Source organism: Micromonospora sp. NPDC049801, from assembly GCF_040656575.1.
Taxonomy (GTDB): domain Bacteria; phylum Actinomycetota; class Actinomycetes; order Mycobacteriales; family Micromonosporaceae; genus Micromonospora.
This window is the reverse complement of record NZ_JBFAMS010000001.1, coordinates 266,712-287,002: the sequence shown is the minus strand read 5'-3', so window position 1 is coordinate 287,002 and position 20,291 is coordinate 266,712. Positions and strand designations below refer to the sequence as shown.

The following is a 20,291-nucleotide window of genomic DNA, read 5'->3' as shown; positions in this document are numbered from 1 at the left end:
TTCATGACCACCGAATGGGCCGTCGTCGGCGCCGCGTCGCAGTTCACCCTGGACGCCGCCAACCACGGCGAGCTGACGTTCACCGTCTCCAACCCGGGCCTCGCGCCGGACACCGTCGTCTTCGACGTGGCGCCCGGCGAGGGCAGCCAGCGGGCCTGGTTCACCGTCACCGAGCCGCAGCGGGTGGTGCCCGGTCAGGGTTCGGTCTCGTTCCTGGTCCGCCTCGCGGTGCCGGCCGGCACCGCGCCCCGCCGCTACGACATGACCGGGTTCGCGTACTCGGCGAACACCGCGCCGGAGGAGAGTTCGCGCTCCAGCGGCCGGGTGACGTACGAGGTCCGGGCGGTCGCCGCGCCGAAGCGGACGCCGTGGCCGTGGATCGCCGCCGCCGCGGCGCTGGTGCTCGTGGTCGCCGGGGTGGTCGGCTACCTGCTGACCCGCTCCGACGGCCCACCGACGCCGGGCACGCCACGGGTCGTGACGCTGGAGGCGGAGAGCCTGGTCGACGGGGCAAAGGTGGAGTCCCCGGCGAAGACCGCGGCGGGCATCGACGCGCAGCCGAACTGCTGCGACATCACCTGGTCGGACGACGCGCAACTGTTCTTCACGGGCCTGGCGCCCGGTGACCGGGTGAACGTCACCGTCGAACTGCCGGCCGACGCCCTCTGGCGTTTCTCCACCACGCGCACCACGAGCTTCGACTACGCCAACACCATCTGGCAGATCGACGGCGTGCAGCTCGGCAGCACCTTCTTCGGCTTCAGCCCGACGGTGATCCGGCAGGACTTCACCGACGTGGGCACCGTCCGGTTGGCGGCGGGCCGCCACACGCTCACCCTGGTCGCCGTCGGCAAGACGCAGGGCTTCGACAGGTACTTCGCGGGCGTGGACCAGATCCGCTTCACCGAGGTGCCCGGGGCGGTCGCGCGGCGATGAGCGGTCGGCAGAAGGTCGTCCTGGTGACGCTGGCGGTGCTGCTGGTGGCGTTCTTCGCGCTCGCCGTCGGCGTCGGCGGCGGCGAGCAGGGCCGCGCGAGCGATCGGCCGGGAATCGTGCAGCGGCTGGGCCGGCTGGCCGGGGCGAGCAGCACGATCGACCCGACGACCGTGCAGGCCGACTGCGACCGTACCGGCGACGTGCTCACCTTCGTCGGCGGCTGCGCGGTGCGGGTCGCCGACCCGGGCGAGTTGCGGACGTTGGTGCTGCGCAGTGGCCGCACGTTCGTGGTGAACGCCCCGGCGCCCGGGGACGCCGACCTCACCGTGCGGTCGGAGGTCGAACCGGACGACGGCGGCGAGGCGGTCGCCCGGATCGCCGTCGACAGCGCGACCACGGTGCTGCTGGGCTGCCCGGGAGGTGTGGGATGCACGGTCACCGTCGCCGCCGGGTGACAGGTCCACCCACCGGCCCGAGCCGCGCGCTCCTCGACCGTAAGGAGGCCCGCCATGGGTGACCTGCGTAAGCCGTTCCTGCTGCTCGCGCTGGTCGCGATCACGCTGGTGGTCCTCGTCGAGGTGGGATCGTCGCTGCTCACCGGTGGCGGCGACGCCACCGGCGCGCTGCTGGTCGGCGCGGCGGACCTCGGCGTGGAGGTGGACGCGGCCGGGGTCAGCGAACCGTCCGGACGGGGCACCAGCTACCTGGCGCTGATCGACGCGGTGGCGCTCTGGACCACTGGCCTGTTCTGCCTGAGCCTGGTGGTGCCGGAGCGGGTGCAGGGCCGGATCCAGGGCGTCGCGACGCTGATCTTCTCGATCCTGCTCATCCTGGGCTCGCTGATCCTGCTGATCATCGCGTTCGTGGAACTAATGATCATGGTGTCGCTGTTCCTGGCCGTGCCGTTCGGCACCCTGGCGTACCTGGCGCTGTGGGGCTTCTTCCCGGTCGGCGACGCGGCGGTGCTGCTCGGCCTGGCGCTGCTGCTCAAGCTGGTCTGGGCGGGGCTGTTGGTGCTGGCCCAGCCCCGGTTTCTGCAGAACAAGGGCCTCGTCCTGATAATCATCACCACCCTGCTGTGCACCGTCGTGCTGGAATTCCTGCACAATCTCGTGCCGGTGATCCTGGTGAGCATCCTCGACGACATCGGCGCGATCGTCTTCGCCATCATCGCCATCATCTGGGGGCTGGTGCTGCTGATCGGCTCGATCCCGGCGATAGTCAAGGCCATCCGCGTCACCGCCGCCGCCGTCCCCGCCGCCCTGCCCCGTCGATCATGAAGTTGTTGTCACCGCGCCCGGCGTGTCGGGACAACAACTTCATGATCGACGCGCGCTGGCGAGGGTGGCGCATTGGGCTGGAGACAGGGTGCCGTCGGCGATCCACACCTGGTAGCTGCCGTGGCGGGTGGTGGCGGCGGGGACCTCCGCCGGTTGGTCGAAGGCGAAGGCCACGCAGACGCCGGGATACATCGCGGTCCGCGCGAACCACCGGTCACCGAGGCCGAGGCCCGCGAAGACCAGGGTGTACGCGCCACCGCCCGGCCCGGTGCCGGCCAGCGCCAGCCACGGGGTGGCGCTGCCGTTGATCGCCTCCTCCCCCGTCGCCTCGGCGGTGAACACCGTCGCCTCGCCCCCGGCGGCGACCGCCCGCCAGAAGAAGCCGCCGTAGCCGGCCCCGCCGGGACGACCGTTGGTGGCCGGACTGCCCAGGCGCACGGACCTGTCGGGCGGCGCGGTGAGCGCGGAGTCCAGGTCGAGCCGCCAGACGTCCGGCGTCACCGCCGACGCGGCCAGCTGACGCCGCTCGGCGAGCAGCACCCGTCCGCGCGGGTCGCGCCACTGGAGCTGATGGGCCAGCCGGTCCGCCGAGCGCCGCGTCCAGCCGGTGTGGACGATCCGCCCGTGGTCCTCGCGCCACGTGTAGCCGACGTCGCGCACGTAGGTGCGCCCGCCCCACAGGTTGACGCCGTCGACGTCCTGCACCGCGAGGGAGGCTCCCAGGTGCCACACATGGTCGGCGGGGAGCGCGTCGGTGACCACCGTGCCGCCGAGGGTGCGCACGGGGTGCAGGTACGGCCGGGGGCCGTGCCGCGCGTCCAACGCGGGGTCGACGACGTACCGGGCCACCTCGGTCCCGCCGACCAGCAGCCGAGCCGGTTCCTCGGCGACCGGAGCGGCGTCGGGGCCGCCCGGGGCAGGATCGGTGGCGGGATCGGTGGTCACGGCAGCTCCGGCCGGACGGCGGCCGGCTCGCGGCTGCCGACCTCGGCGGCGAAGGCGCGGCCGACGTCCGTGGGGACCGGCATCCGGTTGGCGACGGCGTGCAGGGCCGCCAGGGTGTAGCCGGCGAGGATGGGCACGGCCACCGGTGTGACCAGGACGGCGAGCAGCCCCGCCAACGCCGTCACGCCCGTGAGGGCGGCCCACCGGGTGGGCGCGTCGAGGCAGGCGCGGGCGCTGGACCGGGCCGCGACCCGCCACCGCCCGCCCCCGTTCCGGCCCGCCTCGACGACGACCAGGCCGGCGTACCCGGCCAGAGCGGCCGCGACCAGAGCGGTCACCGCCAGCGCCGGTGGGCCACCGGGCACCCGCCCGGCGGTCAGCGCCGCCAGGTCGGCGGCGAGCAGCCCGAGCACGCAGAGCACGAGCAGGCTGACCGGCACGCCGGGCAGCACCGAGCGGCCGAACCGGCGCAGGGTCGTACGCGCCGACGGCCAACCGCCGGTACGCGTCCAGTCGCGCACTGCCGCGCTGGCCGTACCGGCCGCCCCGGCGGCGGTGAGCAGCGGCGCCGCCGCGAGGGTCAACAGGATGCCGAGCAGCGCCAGGTCCGCGGCGTCGCGGGCGACGTCCCGCCAGTCCCGCCGCTCGGCGTCGTCGACGGGTTCAGCCCTTGATGCCACTGGTGTTGATCCCCTCGACGAGCATCCGTTGGAACGCGACGAAGAACAGGAAGACCGGCAGCAGCGACAGCACCGACATGGCGAACATCGGCCCGACCGCGCTCTGACTCGTCGAGTCGATGAAGAGGGTCAGCGCCACCGGCACGGTGTAGTCCTTCAGTTGGGACAGGAAGACCAGTTGGCGGAAGAAGTCGTTCCAGGTCCAGATGAACGAGAAGATCGCGGTGGTGACCAGCGCGGGTCGGCTCAGCGGCAGGATGATGTGCCGGAAGATCCCGTACGGGCCGGCGCCGTCGATCCGCGCCGCCTCGTCCAGCTCGCGCGGGACGCCGCGCATGAACTGCACCATGAGGAAGACGAAGAACGCCTCGGTGGCCAGGAACTGCGGGATGAGCAGCGGCAGGTAGGGCCACTCGCCACCCACCAGACCGAGGGTGCGGAACAGGATGTACTGCGGCACGATCAGCACGTGCTGGGGCAGCAGCAGCGTACCGATCATGACGGCGAACCAGAGGCCACGCAGCCGGAACCTCAGGCGGGCGAAGGCGTACGCAGCCAGCAGGCAGGAGAGCCCGTTGCCGATGACGGTGAGCAGGCTGACCAGCGCGCTGTTGAGGAAGAACCGGCCGAATCCGACGTCGAAGTTGGACCAGCCGGCGGTGTAGTTGCCCGGGGTGAACCGCTCCGGCAGCAGCCCGACGTTGTTGACGATCTCCTCCTGGGACTTCACGGAGGTGCCGACCATCCAGATCAGCGGGTAGAGCACCACGGCCACGATCACCACCAGGATCAGCAGCCGCAGTACGGGCCGACCGCCGGGGCGTCGTCCCGCTCCGGGCAGCGCCGCCGCCGTCGGAGTCGCCATCACCGGTCCTCTCCGTCGGAGTAGTGCACCCAGAACCGCCCGGTGCTGAAGAAGATCGCGGTGAGCACCGCGATGGCGAGCAGGAACACCCAGGCCATCGCCGAGGCGTAGCCCATCTCCAGGTCGGTGAAGCCGGTGATGTAGAGGTTCAGCGTGTACATGAGGGTCGAGTCGACCGGACCGCCGGTGCCGTTGCTGAGCACGAACGCGGCGGTGAAGCCCTGGAAGCCGTTGATCGTCTCCAGCACCAGGTTGAAGAAGATGACCGGGGAGAGCATCGGCAGGGTGACGGCGCGGAACTGCCGGAACCGACCGGCGCCGTCGACGGACGCGGCCTCGTACAGCTCGGTGGGCACCTGCTTCAGCCCGGCCAGGAAGATCACCATCGGGGCGCCGAACTGCCAGATGGCCAGTACCATGAGCGTCTGCAGGGCCCAGTCCGGGTCGTTGACCCAGGGCCTGCCCTCGATGCCGAAGAGGCTCAGCAGCGAGTTGAACGCACCATCGCGGTTGAACATGTTGACCCAGACGATGGCCAGCGCCACGCTGCCGCCGAGCAGCGACGGCAGGTAGAACAGGCCGCGGAACAGGCCGACGCCGCGCCACGCGCGGTTGAGCAGCAGCGCCACGCCGAGGGCCGCGGCCAGTTTCAGGGGTACGGCGACCAGCGCGAAGGTCAGGGTGACCCGCACGGCGTGCCAGTACGACGGGTCGGCGGTGAACATCCGCTCGTAGTTGGCCAGCCCCACCCACCGGGCCTCGGAGAACGGGGTGAGGATGTCGTAGTTGGTGAAGCTCAGGTAGAGCGACAGCAGCATGGGGACCGCCGTGACACCCATCAGGCCGATGAGCCACGGCGACAGGAAGACGTACCCCGCCAGACCCTCGCGGTGCCGGATGCCGCCGGACCCACGCCGGGTGGGGTGGGTCCGGACGGATCCGGGGCCGGGTCGGGTCGGGTCGGGCGCCGTGGTCAACGCCACGATCGGCTCCTCTCCTCGCCTCGTGGGGCGGGTCAGGCGATGGCGCCCTTGCACGCCTCGATGAACTGGGCGGCGGCCTGCGCGGGGGTGGCCCGGCCGTACTGGGCGCTCTCGGCGGCCTTGACCAGCTCGGACTTGACCGTGCTGTGTCCCTTGATCGGCACCTGTGGCGACTCGCCGAACTTCTGGGTCAGCTCCGCCTCGACGGCGATCGACTGCTTCATCGCGGGGTCGGTGGTGCCGTCGCTGACGACCTGACGCAGGTCCAGGTTGGACGGCAGGCCCCGGTCGGTGCCGAGCAGGGTGACGGCCTCCCGGTCGTTGACCAGGAAGTTGATCACATCGACCGCGACGTCCCTGTTCTTGCTGCCCTTGAACACCGACCAGTACATCGAGGCCCGGGCCCACTGCGCGCTCGGATCGCCGGGGTAGGCGATCACTCCCAGCTCGTCCTTGGTGTTCTTCTTCAGGTCCGGCATCTGGTTGGCCCAGACCCAGGACGTCGCGGACTTGCCGGTGACCACCAACTGCTTGGTGACGTCGCTGGAGTTGCCCTCGTGGATGACGTCGGCGGTCGGGGTGGCCTTACGGTCCCGCGCGCCCTTCCAGAGGTCGAACCAGGCGGTCACGTCCTCGGCGGTGAAGCCCAGATCCTTGCCCTGGTAGAGGTCCTTGCCCTGCTGGCGCAGCCAGACCCAGAACGCCTTGTAGTCGGCGCTCGGATCCTGGGTGCCGGGAACCCCCGTCTTGGCGGACACTCCCTCGGCCCAGGCGATGTGCTGCTCCCAGCTCATCCCGGTGGTCGGTTCGGGCAGGTTGTGCTTCGCCAGCAGCGTCTTGTTGTAGACCAGACCCTGCGTGTTCTCCCCGGCGGCCAGGCCGGCGAGCTTGCCGTCGACGACGCCGTACTGCCACAGGCTCTTGGGGAACGTGGCGGTGTCCAGCTTGCCGGACTTCTGGTACGAGGTGAGGTCGAGCGTGGTGTTGCGAGCCGCGTACTCGGCGAGGTAGTTGTCGTCGATCTGGAACAGGTCGGGCGGGTTGCCACCGGCGGTGAGCGTGGCGAGCTTGTCGAAGTAGCCCTGGTTGGCCTGCCAGGTCTTCTCGAAGGTCACGTTGGGATGCTTCTTTGTGTAGAGGGCGAGGGCGTCCTCGGTCAGCTTGGCCCGGGCGTCACCGCCCCACCAGAAGATCGAGAGCTTGACGGGGGCGTTGGGGTCGGCGGCGTCGTCGTCGCCGCACGCGGCGGCGCCGAACAGCAGCGGCGCGGCGACCGTCGCGGCGAGCAGGCCGCGCAGCAGCCGCCGCCGGGGCAGCGGGGTGGCGGGCGGACGCCCGACGGGCGTGCCGGTGGTGGGGGACGTTGCGGGGTGCATGTGCGCTCACTCCTCGGCTTTAGGAGGCGACGGCATCACCCGAGGCCGCGGTCGGGATGCCCGGACCCGCAGGGCAGTGCGGGTCCGGGCCTTAGGGCGCGGCCAGGGGACGTGCCGGCCGGGCATGCGGACCCGGCCCGGTCGAGTCGCGGATGACCAGGTCGGTCTGGAGCATTACCTGTGCGGTGGTACGCCGGACGCCGACCGCCGTGCCGGTACCGGGCCCCCGCGCGCCGCGCGGTGACTCGATGTCCTGTTGCAGCAGCATGTCGACGGCCGTCCGGCCGGCGGCCCCGGTGGGTGTGGCCACCGTCGTCAGTTTGGGTCGGGTGAGCCGGCTCAGGGCGATGTCGTCGACCCCGACGACGCTCACCTGCTGCGGCACCCGGACCCCGAGCGCGTCCAGCCCTTCGATGAGGCCGATCGCCATCAGGTCGTTGTAGGCGAGCACGGCGGTGACGCCGCTGTGCCGCACCTGCTCGGCCACGGCGGAGCCGCCGGTCTCGGTGGGAGCGTTGGGGCCGAGCACGGTCAGTTCCCCGCCACCGGCCCGGACGGCCGTGGTGGCGGCACGCCGCATCTCCCGGTTGGTCCACGAGCTGCGCGGCCCGCCGAGCAGGGCGATGTCGCGGTGACCGAGACCGATCAGGTGCTCGACGGCTGCCCGGGCGCCCTGCCCGACGTCCATCAGCACGCAGGCCAGGCCGGTCACCTGACGGTTCACCACGACCAGCGGCACCTCGCGGCTGAGCTGTTCGATCAGGCTGTTGCTCATCCGGGGGCTGCACAGCAGCACCCCGTCGACCTGCTTCGCGAGGGCGTGGACCAACTCCTCCTCGGCGGTCGGGTCCTCGTTGGTGTCGGCCACGAAGACGTGGTAGTCGCGGTGGCGTGCCTGGCTCTCCGCCGCCTTGATCAGCGGTGGGAAGAACGGGTTCGCGATGTCGGCGATGATCAGCCCGATGTTGTGCGTACGCCCGGTGATGAGGGCGCGGGCGGCCCGGTTCGGCCGGTAGCCCAGGTCCTCCGCGCAGGCCAGCACCCGGACCCGGGTCTCGGGGTTGACGAGGTGCGGGGCGGAGAAGGTGCGGGACACGGTGGAGATGTGCACCCCGGAGGCGCGGGCGACGTCCCGGATGGTGACTGGCACGGCGGCCCCTTCGTCCGAGTGCGGCGGTGGTCACGCGGGTGCCGCCAATTAATGCAAACGGTTGCTCCACTGTCAACGGTCAATGTTTGCAGCTTTGTTGCATCGAGACGCCCAGTGGTGGCCTTCAACCCCGCAAAAACCCACAATTGCCGCCGGTTGTGCCGCTGTCGTTGACGCCATCACATTGATCGTGGTTACTTCACTGCAAACCTTTGCAGGGGTCATCCGGAGGGCGATCGCATGTCACCGAGATCCGGCGGGCGGGTCCGCTACGCCATCGTGGGCACCGGCGCGCGAGCGGAGATGTTCGTCCGGGCCCTGGTGCTCGACCACCCGGACTCCGCCGAGCTGGTCGCCTTCGCCGACGTCAACCAGACCCGGATGGACGCGCACAACCGCTGGCTGGGCGAGCTGGGACACCGGCCGGTGCCCACGTACCCCGCCGGCGGATTCGCCTCCATGCTGGACGCCGAACGCGTCGACGTCGTCCTGGTGACCAGCGTGGACGTCACCCACGACGAGTACGTGGTGGCCGCGCTGCGCGCCGGCCGGGACGTCGTCACCGAGAAGCCGATGACCGTGGACGCCGCCCGCTGCCGGCGCATCCTGGAGGCCGTGGCCGAGACCGGCGGCAGCGTTGCGGTCGCCTTCAACTACCGCTACAACCCGCTGCACGAGCAGGTCCGCCGGCTGCTCGCCGAGGGCGCGGTCGGCGAGATCGGCTCGGTGCACTTCGAGTGGCTGCTCGACGTGCGCCACGGGGCCGACTACTTCCGCCGCTGGCACCGCGACAAGGCCACCTCCGGCGGCCTGCTGGTGCACAAGGCCAGCCACCACTTCGACCTGGTCAACTGGTGGCTGGCCGCCACCCCGGTCGAGGTGTACGCGGCCGGTCGACTCTTCTTCTACGGCGAGAGCGGCCGCCGGCACGGCTACGCCCGCGACTACGACCGGGCGTACCGCTCCCCCGCCGCGGTTGACGACCCGTTCGCGCTGCGGCTCGACGCGCACCCCCGACTGCGCGAGCTGTACCTCGACGCCGAGGCCGAGGACGGCTACCAGCGCGACCGCAACGTCTTCGCCCCCGGAGTGAGCATCGAGGACGACATGGCGGTGCTGGCCCGCTACTCCACCGGCGCGACAATGACCTACCACCTCACCGCGTACGCCCCCTGGGAGGGCTACCGGGTGATGGTGAACGGCAGCCGGGGACGCCTCGAACTGGAGGTGACCGAGAACGACTACGTCGACCGGGGCACCGCCGGCGCCGTCAAGGGCGCGGCCCTGCACGGCGTCGAGGCGCCGGCCGAGGGGGGCGACGCGACGCTCACGGTGCGCCCGTTCTGGGAACCTCCCCGACGGATCCTCATCGAGGGTCGTACCCGCCAGGGGCACGGCGGCGCGGACGCCCGGATGACCGCGGTGCTCCTGGGCGGCCAGCCCGATCCGTTGGGCCGCGCCGCGACGGCCGAGGACGGCGCGCTGGCCCTGCTCACCGGCCTGGCCGCCAACCGGTCCCTGGAGACCGGGCGAGCCGTGCGCGTCGCCGACCTGCTCACCACCCGCTGAGAAGCAGAACGAGGAGCCCCGTGCCGACGTCCGACCACACCGACCTGCTCCTGCCGGCCGAGCCGGGCCAGCGCGCGCTGGCCCGGGAGCTGTACGCCCTCGCGGCGCGGCAACCGATCATCTCGCCGCACGGGCACGTCGACCCGGCCCTGCTCGCCGAGGACCAGCCCTTCCCCGACCCGGCGCGGCTGCTCATCGTGCCCGACCACTACCTGACGAGGATGCTGCTCAGTCAGGGCGTACCCCCGGGCGACCTGGGGGTCCCCACCCGCGACGGCAGCCCGGTCGAGGCCGACGGGCGGGTGATCTGGCGGCGCTTCGCCGCGCACTGGCACCTGTTCCGGGGCACCCCGTCGCGGCTCTGGCTGGAACAGACCCTCCGTACCGTCTTCGGGGCGCACACCCCGCTGCGTCCCGACACCGCCGACGCCCTCTACGACGAGATCGCCGCGCGGCTCGCCGAGCCGGAGTTCCGGCCCCGGGCGCTGTTCGAGCGCTTCGGGATCGAGGTCCTCGCCACCACCGAGTCACCGCTGGACGACCTCGCGGCGCACGCCAAGCTCGCCGCCGACGGCTGGGGTGGGCCGGGAGGTCGGGTGGTCACCACCTTCCGCCCGGACGACGTGGTGGACATGGAGTTCGACGGCTGGTCGGCCAACGTGGCGCGGCTCGGCGCGCTGGCCGGGGAGGACACCGGCACGTACCCCGGCTATCTGGCCGCGCTGCGGGCCCGCCGGGCCGCGTTCGTCGCGGCCGGGGCGACCTCGTCGGACCACGGGCACCCCACCGCGCGCACCCTGGACCTGACCCCGGCGCAGGCCGCCCGCCTCTACGACCGTGGGCTGCGCGGCGCGGCGGACGCCGCCGACGCGGAGGCGTTCCGGGCGCACATGCTGATGGAGTTCGCCCGGATGTCCCTCGACGACGGACTGGTGATGCAGCTGCACCCCGGCGCGGTGCGCAACCACAACCGCTGGCTGTACGAGCGGCACGGCCGGGACGTCGGCGGCGACGTGCCGCAGGCCACCGAGTACGTGCACGCGCTCGCCCCGCTGCTGTCCCGCTACGGCAACGACCCCCGGCTGACGGTGGTGCTCTACACCCTCGACGAGGACACCTTCACCCGCGAGCTGGCGCCCCTGGCCGGCGGGTACGCCGCGCTGCTGCTCGGAGCGCCCTGGTGGTTCCTGGACTCCCCCGAGGCGCTGCGGCGGTTCCGGGAGACGGTCACCGAGAGCGCCGGCTTCTACAACACGACCGGGTTCGTCGACGACACCCGGGCGTTCTGCTCCATCCCGGTACGCCACGACGTGGCCCGCCGGGTCGACGCCGGCTTCCTGGCCCGGCTGGTCGCCGAGCACCGGCTCGCGATGGACGAGGCCGCCGAGACGATCGTCGACCTGGCGTACCGGCTACCCAAACGGGTCTTCCACTTCGAAGGGTCGAGCCAGTGACCACCACCATCACCTCCGTCGAGGTGCACGACGTCCGCTTCCCCACCGCCGCCCGGGGCGACGGGTCCGACGCCATCAACCGGGGCGACTACTCGGCGACGTACGTCGAGCTGGGCACCGACTCCGGGCCGGTGGGCGCGGGATTCACCTTCACCAACGGCCGGGGCAACGAGATCACCTGCGCGGCGGTGCGGGCGCTGGCCCACCACGTCGAGGGTCGTACGGTCGAAGAGATCGCCGCCGAGCCGGTGGCGTTCTGGCGCTCGCTCAGCGCGGACGCGCAGTTGCGCTGGCTGGGCCCCGAGAAGGGCGTCATCCACATGGCGACCGGGGCGCTCGTCAACGCCGTGTGGGACCTGCGGGCCAGGATCGCCGGCAAGCCGATGTGGCGGTTCCTGGCCGAGCTGCCCACCGACGACCTCGTCGCCAGCGTCGACTTCCACCACATCAGCGACGCGCTGACGCCCGACGAGGCGGCGGCCATCCTCGACAAGGGACGCGACGGCCTGGCCGACCGGTTGGCGACGCTGGAACGGGACGGTTTTCCTTCGTACACCACCTCGGTCGGCTGGCTCGGCTACCCCGACGACAAGGTGCGGGCGCTGACCCGGCAGGCGTACGACGACGGCTGGCGGGCCATGAAGATGAAGGTTGGCGGCCCGCTCGCCGACGACCTGCGCCGGGCCCGGATCATCCGCGCCGAGATCGGCCCGGACGCGCTGTTGATGATGGACGCCAACCAGGTCTGGGACGTCGACGAGGCGATCACCGCGATGACCGCCCTCGCGGAGGTGGACCCGTACTGGATCGAGGAGCCGACGCACGCCGACGACATCCTCGGGCACGCCCGGATCAACCGCGCCGTCGCCGAGCTGACCGACGGCCGGTGCCGGGTGGCCACCGGTGAGGTCGCCGCCAACCGCGTCATCTTCAAGCAGTTGCTCCAGGCCGACGCGATCGGCGTGATGCAGGTCGACGCGTGCCGGGTCGGCGGCGTCGACGAGGTGCTGGCCGAGCTGCTGTTGGCGGCCAAGTTCGGGGTGCCGGTCTGCCCGCACGCGGGCGGCGTCGGCCTCTGCGAGTACGTCCAGCACCTGGCGATCTTCGACTATCTGCGGGTAGGCACGAGCCTCGACGGTCGGATGATCGAGTACGTCGACCACCTGCACGAACACTTCGTCGACCCGGTACGCACCCGCGGCGGCCGGTACCTGCTCCCGGAGCGCCCCGGTTACAGCGCCACCATGAGACAGTCGTCGATCGCGGAGTACCGGTTCCCGGACGGTCCGGCATGGCGGTGACCGTCGGCGCGTCCCGCCTCGGCCTGGGTGTGCTGCGCCACCTGCCCGTCGACTCCCGCCCCCTGGTGCGGCCGGGCACCGTGCCGACGGGCGTCGTACACCTGGGGTTGGGGGCCTTTCACCGCGCGCACCAGGCGGTCTACACCGAGGCGGCGGTCGGCGCGGCCGGCGGCGACTGGGGCATCGTGGCCGTCGCCCCGCGCAGCGCCGCCGTGGTCGACGCGCTCGCCGCCCAGGACAACCTGTTCAGCGTGAGCGCCCTGTCCGCCGCCGACGCCACCACCCGGGTGGTGGGCGCGCTGAGCGGCGTACGGCACGCGCCGAGCGATCCGGACGCCGTGGTGGCGTTGCTCGCCGACCCGGCGGTCCGCGTCGTGACGCTCACCGTCACCGAGAAGGCGTACCAGCTCGACCCGGTGACCGGCCGGTTGTCGCCGGACTCCGCGCTCGCCGCGGACCTCGCCGGTCATCGGCCCCCGGCCACCGTGCCGGGTCTGCTGCTGCGCGGGCTGGCGGCCCGCGCCGCCGCGGACGCCGGGCCGGTCGCCCTGGTGAGCTGCGACAACCTGCCGGCCAACGGCCGACGGCTGCGCGGCCTGGTCGACCAGGCGATCGCGCGGGCCGTCGGGACGCCGGCCGGGTTCGTCGACTGGGTGGCCGCCAACGTGACGTGCCCGGGGACCATGGTGGACCGCATCGTGCCGGCCAGCACCCCGGAGACCATCGACACGGCCCGTCGGGCGCTCGGCGTCACCGACCTGGCCGCGGTGGCCGCCGAGCCGTACGCGCAGTGGGTCATCGAGGACGACTTCCCCGGCGGGCGGCCGGGCTGGGAACACGCCGGGGCGGTGCTGACCGACGACGCCGGGCCGTGGGAGCGGTTGAAGCTGCGCGCCCTCAACGGTGTGCACTCGGCCGTGGCGTACCTCGGCGCGCTGGCCGGGCGGGAGACCATCGCGGACGCCCTGGAGATCCCGCACCTGGCCGACGTGCTGCGCCGGCTGATCGCCGAGGACGTCGCGGCCAGCTTCACACCGCCGGACGGGGTGCGGGTCGTCGACTACGGCGAACAGGTCCTGGCCCGGTTCGGCAACCCGGCGATCCGGCACCGCACCCTCCAGGTCGCCACCGACGGGTCGCAGAAGCTGCCGCAACGCATCCTGCAGACCATCGTCGACCTGCGCGCGTCCGGACGGTCCGCGCGCTGGGGCGCGCTGGTCGTGGCGTCCTGGTTGCGCTTCGCGCTGGGGTACGCCGACGACGGCCGCCCGTTGCCGTTGCAGGACCCGCTCGCGGGGCCGATCCGGGCCGCCCTGGACGCCGGCGCGCAGAGCCCGGCCGGCGCGGTGGACGCCGTCTTCGCGCTGCGCGAGGTGATCCCGGCCGAGGTCGCCGAGGACGACGAGGTACGCGCCCAGGTGACCGCCTGGCTCACCGCGCTCGGACGACACGGCGTCGAGGCGACCCTGGCCGGCGTCCGGTGAGCCGGGCGGCCCCGGCCGGGAGGGCGGCGCTACCGGCGGTGGCGCTATCGGTCGGTGTCGCGTGAACGGGTCGGTGCCGCCGACGACGGTGGCGGTGATCGGGGCGAACGGGCACGGTCACTGGCACCGGCGGGTGATCGCCCCGCTGCACGCCGACGGCCGCCTGCGACTCGTCGCCCTGGTCGACGTCGCACCGGTGCGCGACGAGCGGGAGGCGCCCGTGCCGCCCGGCGTCGGCGTGTTCACCGACCACCCGACGATGCTCGCCGCCACCCGCCCGGAGGTGGTGGTGATCTGCACTCCGCCGCACACCCACCTGCCGATCGCCCGCGACGCCGTCGCGGCCGGCGCGGACCTGCTGCTGGAGAAGCCGCCGGTGCTGTCGCTGGCCGAGCACCACGAGCTGACCGACGCGCTCGCGGCGGCCGGCCGGGTGGCGCAGGTCGGCTTTCAGGCGCTCGGTTCGGCGGCGCTGACCGCGCTGACCGACGCGGTGGCCGCAGGCCGGTTGGGCACGGTCACCGGCATCTCCGCCGTCGCCGCCTGGCAACGGCCGGACGCCTACTACGCCCGCTCCCCGTGGGCCGGTCGACGAAGCGTGGACGGCCGGCCGGTGCTGGACGGCGCGCTCGTCAACCCACTCGCGCACGCGGTAATGCAGTGCCTCGCGGTCGCCGAGGCGCTGGGAGGGGCGCCACCGTGGCCGGCGGCGATCGAGGTGGAGCGCTACCGGGTCCGGCCGATCGAGGTGGAGGACACGGCGGTGCTGCGCGTCCGTCTCCGCGCCGGCCCACCCGTGCTGGCGGCGGTCACGCTGGCCTCCGCCGAGTTCGTGGCCGGCGAGCTGGTGGTGACCGGCACGAGCGGGCCGGCGTCGCTGGAGTACCCGACCGACCGGCTGCGCCTGCCCGGCGACGCGGTGACCCGCCGCGTCCCCGGTCGACGGGGCCTGCTGGAGAACCTGCTCGCCCACCGGATCGACCCGGTCGGGGTGCCGCTGATCGCGCCGCTGGCCCGTACCGCGCCGTTCACCGCCCTGCTGGACGCGCTGCGGGCCGCCCCCGAGCCCCGACTGCTCGACGGGGAGCTGGTCGACGGGGTGGGCGACGGAGACCAGCGCGTCCGTCACCTGCGCGGCGTGGCCGACGTGCTGCGCGCCTCGGCCGAACGCGGGGCGCTGCCGAGCGAGTGGGGCGTGCCCTGGGCGACTGCCCCGTATCGCACCGAACTCGCGGAATAGCACCTCCGGACCCGACACGACGCCATCGGACACCTCAGCAGAACGGAGCGAAGCGATGCGCAAACCCCTCATCGGCGTACTGGTGGTCGCCCTGCTGCTCGTCGCCGCACCGGCCGCCGCCCACCCCGACGTTCCGCCCACCGACCGGCTGTCCTGGTCGGCCCGCCACCTCGGTCGGCAGGCCTTGCCCGAGCGCGACGGCTGGGCGGCCGAGGGCGACGGCACCACCGGCGGCTCGGCGGCCACCGCCGAACGGACCCGGGTGGTGCACAGCCGGGCCGAGCTGGTCGACGCGCTCGGCGGTGACAACGCCACCAACGCCACCGATGCCACGCCGAAGCTCATCTACGTGGACGGTGCCGTCGACGGCTTCGAAGCACCCGACGGTACGGCGCTGAGCTGCGCCGACCTGGCCGACCCGACGTACCGGCTGGACGCCTACCTGGCCGCGTACGACCCGGCGGTGTGGGGTCGGGTGGCCCCCGCTGGGCCGCTGGAGGAGGCCCGGGTGCGGTCGGTGGCGAACCAGACCCGCCAGACCCAGATCAACGTGGGCCCCAACACGACGATCGTCGGGCTGCGCGGGGCCCGGCTGACCGGCCTCACCCTCATGATCGACCGGGCGTCGAACGTCATCGTGCGAAACCTGACCTTCGTGGACGCCCGGGACTGCTTCCCCGCCTGGTCGCCGACCGACGGCGAGACCGGCAACTGGAACAGCCAGTACGACCAGATCTCGGTACGTCGCAGCGAGCACGTCTGGGTCGACCACGACACGTTCACCGACGGCGACAACCCGGACAGCGCCCAGCCCAGCTACTTCGGGCGGCCCTACCAGGTGCACGACGGGTCGTTGGACGTCACCCACACCGCCAGCGGAGTCACCGCCACCTGGAACCGGTTCACCGGGCGGGACAAGCTGATGCTGATCGGCTCGTCCAACACGGTCGGGCCGGACGTGGGCCGGCTCAAGGTCACCCTGCACCACAACCTCTTCGACGGCGTCCTGCAACGACTGCCCCGGGTGCGCTTCGGTCAGGTCGACGTCTACAACAACCACTACCGGCTCGGCGGGGACGGCTTCCAGTACGCCCTCGGCGTCGGGGTCCAGTCGGCGATGTACGCGGAGAACAACTTCTTCACCCTGGATCCGGCGGTCGACCCGGCCGACCTGCTCTACGACTGGGGTGGCACCGGGCTGACCGAGCGGGGCTCCTGGGTGCGCCAGGGCACCGGCCGGGCCCGGCCGGTCGACCTGCTGGCCGCGTACAACGCGGTCCACGATCCCGACCTGGCCGCCGACGCGGGCTGGACGCCCACCCTGCGTCGTGATCCCGTGCTACCGACGCCGCTGGTCCCTCTCGTGGTGAATCCCCTGGCCGGGGCCGACCGGTTGCCGATCTGACGGCTCGACCCGCCGGAGTTCGTGGTCGGGTCGACGACGTAAGGGCTCATCGATGTGGTGAAGATCGGCTATAAGTGACGCATGGACTTCCCGCCGCACCTGGGCAGCATGCCGATGCACGCGATCACCGAGATCCACGGCGAACCGGGCCTGCTGGAGCGCTTCCGGCTGGAGATCCAACAGTTCGACGACGCCGCCCGCGAGCGGTTGACGGCCGCGCTCGACCTGGCCGCCGAGTTGCACCGTGACGACCGGCGCGTCCGCGAGCCGTACCTGAACCACCTGCTGCGGGTGGCGATCCGACTGATGCACCACTACCAGGTGCGCGACGTGGACGTGATCGTCGCCGGCCTGCTGCACGACGCGGTCGAGGACCACCCGGTCGAGCTGGCCGGGGGCGGCGCCGCCGGCACCGACCCGACCGGGGCCGCGCTGGCCGCGCTCGCCGCGCGGTTCGGGACGCGTGTCGCGACGCTCGTCGCCGCCGTCACCAACCCGGTGTACGACCCCGAGCGGGACCGCAACACGCAGTACCGGGAGCACCTGGCGGTCAGCCTGGACCGCGAGCCCTGGGCCCGGGTGATCAAGGTGTCGGACTTCACCGACAACGGCGTCGGCGTGATCCATACGGTCGGGCCGAAGGTCGTCTCGTCGGCCCGCAAGTACCGGCCGCTGGTGCCGCTCTTCCGGGATCTGATCGGCCGGCCGGACACGCCGTTGTCGGCGGGGGTCAAGCGGCACATCTTCGGTCAGCTCGATCTTGCCGAGGAGCGGTTCAGCGCCATCCTGGACCAGCCCGCGCACGCCAACTGACCTGCCGTCGCGTCACCCGACCGGGTTCTGTGACAAGTTCTCGGATCTGCGCCGCAGCCTGCGGAATTACGGTGGTTTTGCGTCAGTTGAGAGGCAAAGGTCCTCTCGGTCGAATCTCTGACGCGACCCCCGTCGAGAGGATTCGGACCATGCGCGACCTTTCTCGTCGCGATCTGCTCAGGGCGACGGCCGTCGGCGCCGGAGCGATCGCCCTGCCCGGCGTGATGGCTGGCAGTTCGGCGGTGGCGGCGGACGGCCCACCCGTCGGCGACACCTACCCGCCCGCGACGTTGACCGGCCGGATCGTCCGCCCCCAGAGCCCCGACTACGCGGAGGCGAGCATCGGCTGGGACGAGCTGTTCGTGCGCTACCCGCTGGTCATCGTCTTCGCTCAGGAGACCCAGGACGTCGTCAACGCCCTCACCTGGGCTCGGCAGCACGACGTGGCGCTGCGGGTACGCAGCGGCCGGCACAGCCTGGAAGGTTGGTCGAACGTCGACAACGGCCTCGTCATCGACGTCAGCGAGCTGAAGGACGTCCACATCGACACCGCCACGCGCACGGCGAAGCTCGGCGCGGGGCTCAACCAGTCGGAAGCGATCACCGCGCTCGGGGAGTACGACTTCGCGGCGACGACCGGAACGGAGGGGACCGTCGGCCTGTCCGGCGCGACCCTCGGTGGCGGCTTCGGGTTCCTCACCCGCTACCTCGGCATGGCCTGCGACAACCTGATCGGGGCGGAGATCGTCGTCGCGGCGGGCGCCAACGGCGCCAGGGTGCTCGAGGTGGACCCGTGGAACCACGCGGACCTGCTCTGGGCGCTGCGCGGCGCCGGAAACGGCAACTTCGGGATCGTCACCTCCCTGACCTACCAGGTAGCCCCGCTGGAGAGCGTGGCGTACCTGCAGGCGACCTGGTCGGGCCTCGACGACCTGCACGACGTCTTCGACACCTGGCAGCGCGTCGCGCCGTTCGCCGACCCCCGCCTCGGCAGCCAGGTCGAGATCCACCCGACCGAGATCCTGGTGTTCGGGGTGCTCGCCGAGGGATCGGAGGCGGAGGTGAGAAGGCTGCTGGAACCGCTGCTCTCCATCGGCAACCCCGAGGTCAGCGTGCAGATCGGCGGTTGGAGCGAGACGTACGCCGGATTCCAGGTCCCGAACGACGAAGAGCCGGCGAAGTGGAAGTTCTTCTCCCAGTTCACCAGGGAACCCTTCCCGACAAGGGCGATCAGCATCGTCCGCGAGTTCATGGAGAAGGCTCCGTCGCCGGACAGCAACTTCTTCACCCAGGCGTTCGGCCGGGGCGCCCAACGGCAGGAGCCCTTCGGCGGCTCGGCGTTTCCGCACCGTGACGCGCTCTTCTACTCCGAGCCCGGCGCTGGTTGGGGCACCCGCGGCGAGCCGGACAGCGGCGACGCCATCACCCCGATCGCGCAGACCTGGATCGCCGAGTTCAGCCAGGCGCTGCGACCCTACGTGGACGGCGCGTACGTCAATGTGCCGAACATCGGCATGGCGGAGTGGGAGGAGGCCTACTGGGGGCGCAACTTCCCGCGACTGCGCAAAGTCAAGGCGAAGTACGACCCGCACAACGTCTTCCAGTACGAGCAGAGCATCCCGCCCGCGACCCACTGACCCGGCTGACCAGCGGCCCGCCCGCCCGCCAACCGACGCCCCTACCCCACCCCCTCGCGCGTCCCTTGCTCTGCTTCAACGGAGGCAACACTGACGGCGTCTCAGTGTTGCGCGGGTTGAAGCAGAGCAGAGGGCGCGCAGGAGACCCGTGGCCGCCGCCCGCGGGCGGCCGGGCGGACTGGGCGGACTGTTGGCGGGGGCAGACCGACGGCCGGGCAGGAGCCAGACAGGTAGCGGCCAGGCGAGACAGGTAGCGGCCAGGCGGGACACGCGGGGGCGCGTTGTCGGTATGGGTGGTGCGGTTGCTCAGGGATACGGGACCGCGGCGCCGGAGCGGCCAGCCTGCACCAGACGCTCCAGCCAGGGTGTCGGAGCGACGCCCAACTCCCGGCCCAGGTCGGCGCGGAACAGCTCGAACCGTCGCACCGCCTCGTTGATGTTGCTTTCGGCCAGGTGCACCGCGATCAGCGCGCGGGTGGCGCTCTCCCGCAGCGGCTCCAGGTGCACGGCGGTCAACGCCACCTGCACCGCCTCACTGAAGCGTCCCTGGGCGGTGAGGCGTTCGGCGAGAGCTTCCAGCGCGTACAGCCGGGTCTGGCGCAGCCGTTCCCGCTCCGTCAGAACCCAGTCGTCGTACCAGCCGGGCAACAGCTCGCCGGTCGCCAACGCCGGCACGGTGTCCACGGGTGCGCCGCCGGCCAGCAGGACGGCCGCCGCCGTGCTCAGGGCGGCCACGTCACTCGTGACGTCAGCGGCCAGGGCCAGCCCGTCGTCCTCCTCGACCAAGGGCTCGGGCGTCACCCGGTGCAGCCGCCACAGCATCGTGCGCAGGTTGGCCCGCGCCCGATCCTCGTGGGAGGCGGGCCAGAGCGTCCCAGCAGCCTCCGAGCGGGCACACCGCTGGCGTACGCCGAGGTAGGCGAGCAGCCGCCGGGCCCCCTGCGGCACCACCACGGACCGGCCGTCGCGTTCCAGCGCGAAGCCGCCGAGCAGCCGCAACGCGTACCGACTCGGTCGCACCGCCCCGGTCTCCGGCGCCCCGGAGCGCAGGTCGTACCTCGCCTCGTGAACTGCCATCCGCGCGCCCTTCGTGCCCGATCGCCCCGTGGGATTCTCACGGTCGGGTGTGGAGGGTCGGTACGCCAGCGCAGTGTCGTCACACCGACCCGGCGA

At 72.2% G+C, this 20,291-nt stretch carries 18 protein-coding genes; 11 read left to right on the top strand and 7 right to left on the bottom strand.

Going from position 1 to position 20,291, the window contains the following annotated elements; all coding sequences use genetic code 11:
* Nucleotides 1-3: 3 nt before the first annotated feature.
* From AB0I89_RS01310 to AB0I89_RS01300, 3 genes are read left to right on the top strand one after another with little or no spacing between them, the layout of a single operon-like run.
* The gene (locus tag AB0I89_RS01310) at nucleotides 4-936 is read left to right on the top strand and encodes a hypothetical protein (protein WP_357118248.1); all 933 of its coding nucleotides are present in this window, start codon (nucleotides 4-6) and stop codon (nucleotides 934-936) included.
* On the top strand, nucleotides 933-1,391 hold the full coding sequence (locus AB0I89_RS01305) for a hypothetical protein (protein WP_357118244.1): 459 nt from the start codon (nucleotides 933-935) through the stop codon (nucleotides 1,389-1,391). Before AB0I89_RS01310 ends, AB0I89_RS01305 begins: the two co-directional genes overlap by 4 nt.
* A gap of 54 nt (nucleotides 1,392-1,445) precedes the next feature.
* Nucleotides 1,446-2,216, top strand: a complete 771-nt coding sequence (locus tag AB0I89_RS01300) for a hypothetical protein (protein WP_357118241.1) — start codon at nucleotides 1,446-1,448, stop codon at nucleotides 2,214-2,216.
* Between the two features lie 39 nt (nucleotides 2,217-2,255).
* Here the strand turns inward: AB0I89_RS01300 and AB0I89_RS01295 are convergent, their stop codons facing one another.
* The 6 genes from AB0I89_RS01295 to AB0I89_RS01270 form a co-directional block, all read right to left on the bottom strand.
* Nucleotides 2,256-3,161: a PmoA family protein gene (locus AB0I89_RS01295; RefSeq protein ID WP_357118238.1), complete on the bottom strand. Its 906-nt coding sequence runs from the start codon at nucleotides 3,159-3,161 to the stop codon at nucleotides 2,256-2,258.
* Nucleotides 3,158-3,841, bottom strand: a complete 684-nt coding sequence (locus AB0I89_RS01290) for a hypothetical protein (RefSeq protein WP_357118235.1) — start codon at nucleotides 3,839-3,841, stop codon at nucleotides 3,158-3,160. The genes AB0I89_RS01295 and AB0I89_RS01290 overlap by 4 nt, the downstream gene beginning before the upstream one ends.
* Nucleotides 3,825-4,706, bottom strand: a complete 882-nt coding sequence (locus AB0I89_RS01285) for a carbohydrate ABC transporter permease (RefSeq protein ID WP_357118232.1) — start codon at nucleotides 4,704-4,706, stop codon at nucleotides 3,825-3,827. The genes AB0I89_RS01290 and AB0I89_RS01285 overlap by 17 nt, the downstream gene beginning before the upstream one ends.
* A complete protein-coding gene (locus AB0I89_RS01280; protein ID WP_357118229.1) occupies nucleotides 4,706-5,689 on the bottom strand; it encodes a sugar ABC transporter permease in 984 nt (327 codons plus the stop codon). The genes AB0I89_RS01285 and AB0I89_RS01280 overlap by 1 nt, the downstream gene beginning before the upstream one ends.
* A gap of 32 nt (nucleotides 5,690-5,721) precedes the next feature.
* Entirely contained in the window at nucleotides 5,722-7,065 is a 1,344-nt protein-coding gene (locus AB0I89_RS01275; protein ID WP_357118226.1) for an extracellular solute-binding protein, read from the bottom strand.
* Between the two features lie 91 nt (nucleotides 7,066-7,156).
* Nucleotides 7,157-8,215: a LacI family DNA-binding transcriptional regulator gene (locus AB0I89_RS01270; RefSeq protein ID WP_357118223.1), complete on the bottom strand. Its 1,059-nt coding sequence runs from the start codon at nucleotides 8,213-8,215 to the stop codon at nucleotides 7,157-7,159.
* Nucleotides 8,216-8,455: 240 nt separating this feature from the next.
* Here AB0I89_RS01270 and AB0I89_RS01265 point away from each other — a divergent pair, with 240 nt between their 5' ends.
* The 8 genes from AB0I89_RS01265 to AB0I89_RS01230 all read left to right on the top strand — a co-directional run bounded on the left by AB0I89_RS01265 (nucleotide 8,456) and on the right by AB0I89_RS01230 (nucleotide 19,118).
* The gene (locus tag AB0I89_RS01265) at nucleotides 8,456-9,784 is read left to right on the top strand and encodes a Gfo/Idh/MocA family oxidoreductase (RefSeq protein ID WP_357118220.1); all 1,329 of its coding nucleotides are present in this window, start codon (nucleotides 8,456-8,458) and stop codon (nucleotides 9,782-9,784) included.
* Nucleotides 9,785-9,804: 20 nt separating this feature from the next.
* A complete protein-coding gene (gene uxaC / locus AB0I89_RS01260; RefSeq protein ID WP_357118218.1) occupies nucleotides 9,805-11,238 on the top strand; it encodes a glucuronate isomerase in 1,434 nt (477 codons plus the stop codon).
* Entirely contained in the window at nucleotides 11,235-12,539 is a 1,305-nt protein-coding gene (locus tag AB0I89_RS01255) for an enolase C-terminal domain-like protein (RefSeq protein ID WP_357118216.1), read from the top strand. The genes uxaC and AB0I89_RS01255 overlap by 4 nt, the downstream gene beginning before the upstream one ends.
* Complete coding sequence (locus AB0I89_RS01250) at nucleotides 12,530-14,023, top strand: mannitol dehydrogenase family protein (RefSeq protein WP_357118213.1); 1,494 nt, start codon at nucleotides 12,530-12,532, stop codon at nucleotides 14,021-14,023. The genes AB0I89_RS01255 and AB0I89_RS01250 overlap by 10 nt, the downstream gene beginning before the upstream one ends.
* Before the next feature lie 61 nt (nucleotides 14,024-14,084).
* Nucleotides 14,085-15,263 (top strand): Gfo/Idh/MocA family oxidoreductase, encoded by a 1,179-nt coding sequence (locus AB0I89_RS01245; protein ID WP_357118210.1) that lies wholly within the window; start codon nucleotides 14,085-14,087, stop codon nucleotides 15,261-15,263.
* Between the two features lie 55 nt (nucleotides 15,264-15,318).
* On the top strand, nucleotides 15,319-16,668 hold the full coding sequence (locus tag AB0I89_RS01240) for a polysaccharide lyase family 1 protein (protein ID WP_357118207.1): 1,350 nt from the start codon (nucleotides 15,319-15,321) through the stop codon (nucleotides 16,666-16,668).
* Nucleotides 16,669-16,749: 81 nt separating this feature from the next.
* The gene (locus AB0I89_RS01235; protein ID WP_357118204.1) at nucleotides 16,750-17,481 is read left to right on the top strand and encodes an HD domain-containing protein; all 732 of its coding nucleotides are present in this window, start codon (nucleotides 16,750-16,752) and stop codon (nucleotides 17,479-17,481) included.
* 149 nt (nucleotides 17,482-17,630) lie between these two features.
* Nucleotides 17,631-19,118, top strand: coding sequence for an FAD-binding protein (locus AB0I89_RS01230; protein WP_357118201.1), 1,488 nt, complete (start codon nucleotides 17,631-17,633; stop codon nucleotides 19,116-19,118).
* Nucleotides 19,119-19,424: 306 nt separating this feature from the next.
* Here AB0I89_RS01230 and AB0I89_RS01225 read toward each other — a convergent pair whose 3' ends face one another.
* Entirely contained in the window at nucleotides 19,425-20,195 is a 771-nt protein-coding gene (locus AB0I89_RS01225) for a BTAD domain-containing putative transcriptional regulator (RefSeq protein ID WP_357118198.1), read from the bottom strand.
* Nucleotides 20,196-20,291: the final 96 nt, after the last annotated feature.

Bases quoted from the DNA above. Each gene is read 5' to 3' on its own strand.
- AB0I89_RS01310 (WP_357118248.1), top strand. From the start codon at position 4: ATGACCACCGAATGGGCCGTCGTCGGCGCCGCGTCGCAGTTCACCCTG.
- AB0I89_RS01305 (WP_357118244.1), top strand. From the start codon at position 933: ATGAGCGGTCGGCAGAAGGTCGTCCTGGTGACGCTGGCGGTGCTGCTG.
- AB0I89_RS01300 (WP_357118241.1), top strand. From the start codon at position 1,446: ATGGGTGACCTGCGTAAGCCGTTCCTGCTGCTCGCGCTGGTCGCGATC.
- AB0I89_RS01285 (WP_357118232.1), bottom strand. From the start codon at position 4,706: ATGGCGACTCCGACGGCGGCGGCGCTGCCCGGAGCGGGACGACGCCCC.
- AB0I89_RS01275 (WP_357118226.1), bottom strand. From the start codon at position 7,065: ATGCACCCCGCAACGTCCCCCACCACCGGCACGCCCGTCGGGCGTCCG.
- AB0I89_RS01265 (WP_357118220.1), top strand. From the start codon at position 8,456: ATGTCACCGAGATCCGGCGGGCGGGTCCGCTACGCCATCGTGGGCACC.
- AB0I89_RS01250 (WP_357118213.1), top strand. From the start codon at position 12,530: ATGGCGGTGACCGTCGGCGCGTCCCGCCTCGGCCTGGGTGTGCTGCGC.
- AB0I89_RS01240 (WP_357118207.1), top strand. From the start codon at position 15,319: ATGCGCAAACCCCTCATCGGCGTACTGGTGGTCGCCCTGCTGCTCGTC.
- AB0I89_RS01235 (WP_357118204.1), top strand. From the start codon at position 16,750: ATGGACTTCCCGCCGCACCTGGGCAGCATGCCGATGCACGCGATCACC.
- AB0I89_RS01230 (WP_357118201.1), top strand. From the start codon at position 17,631: ATGCGCGACCTTTCTCGTCGCGATCTGCTCAGGGCGACGGCCGTCGGC.
- AB0I89_RS01225 (WP_357118198.1), bottom strand. From the start codon at position 20,195: ATGGCAGTTCACGAGGCGAGGTACGACCTGCGCTCCGGGGCGCCGGAG.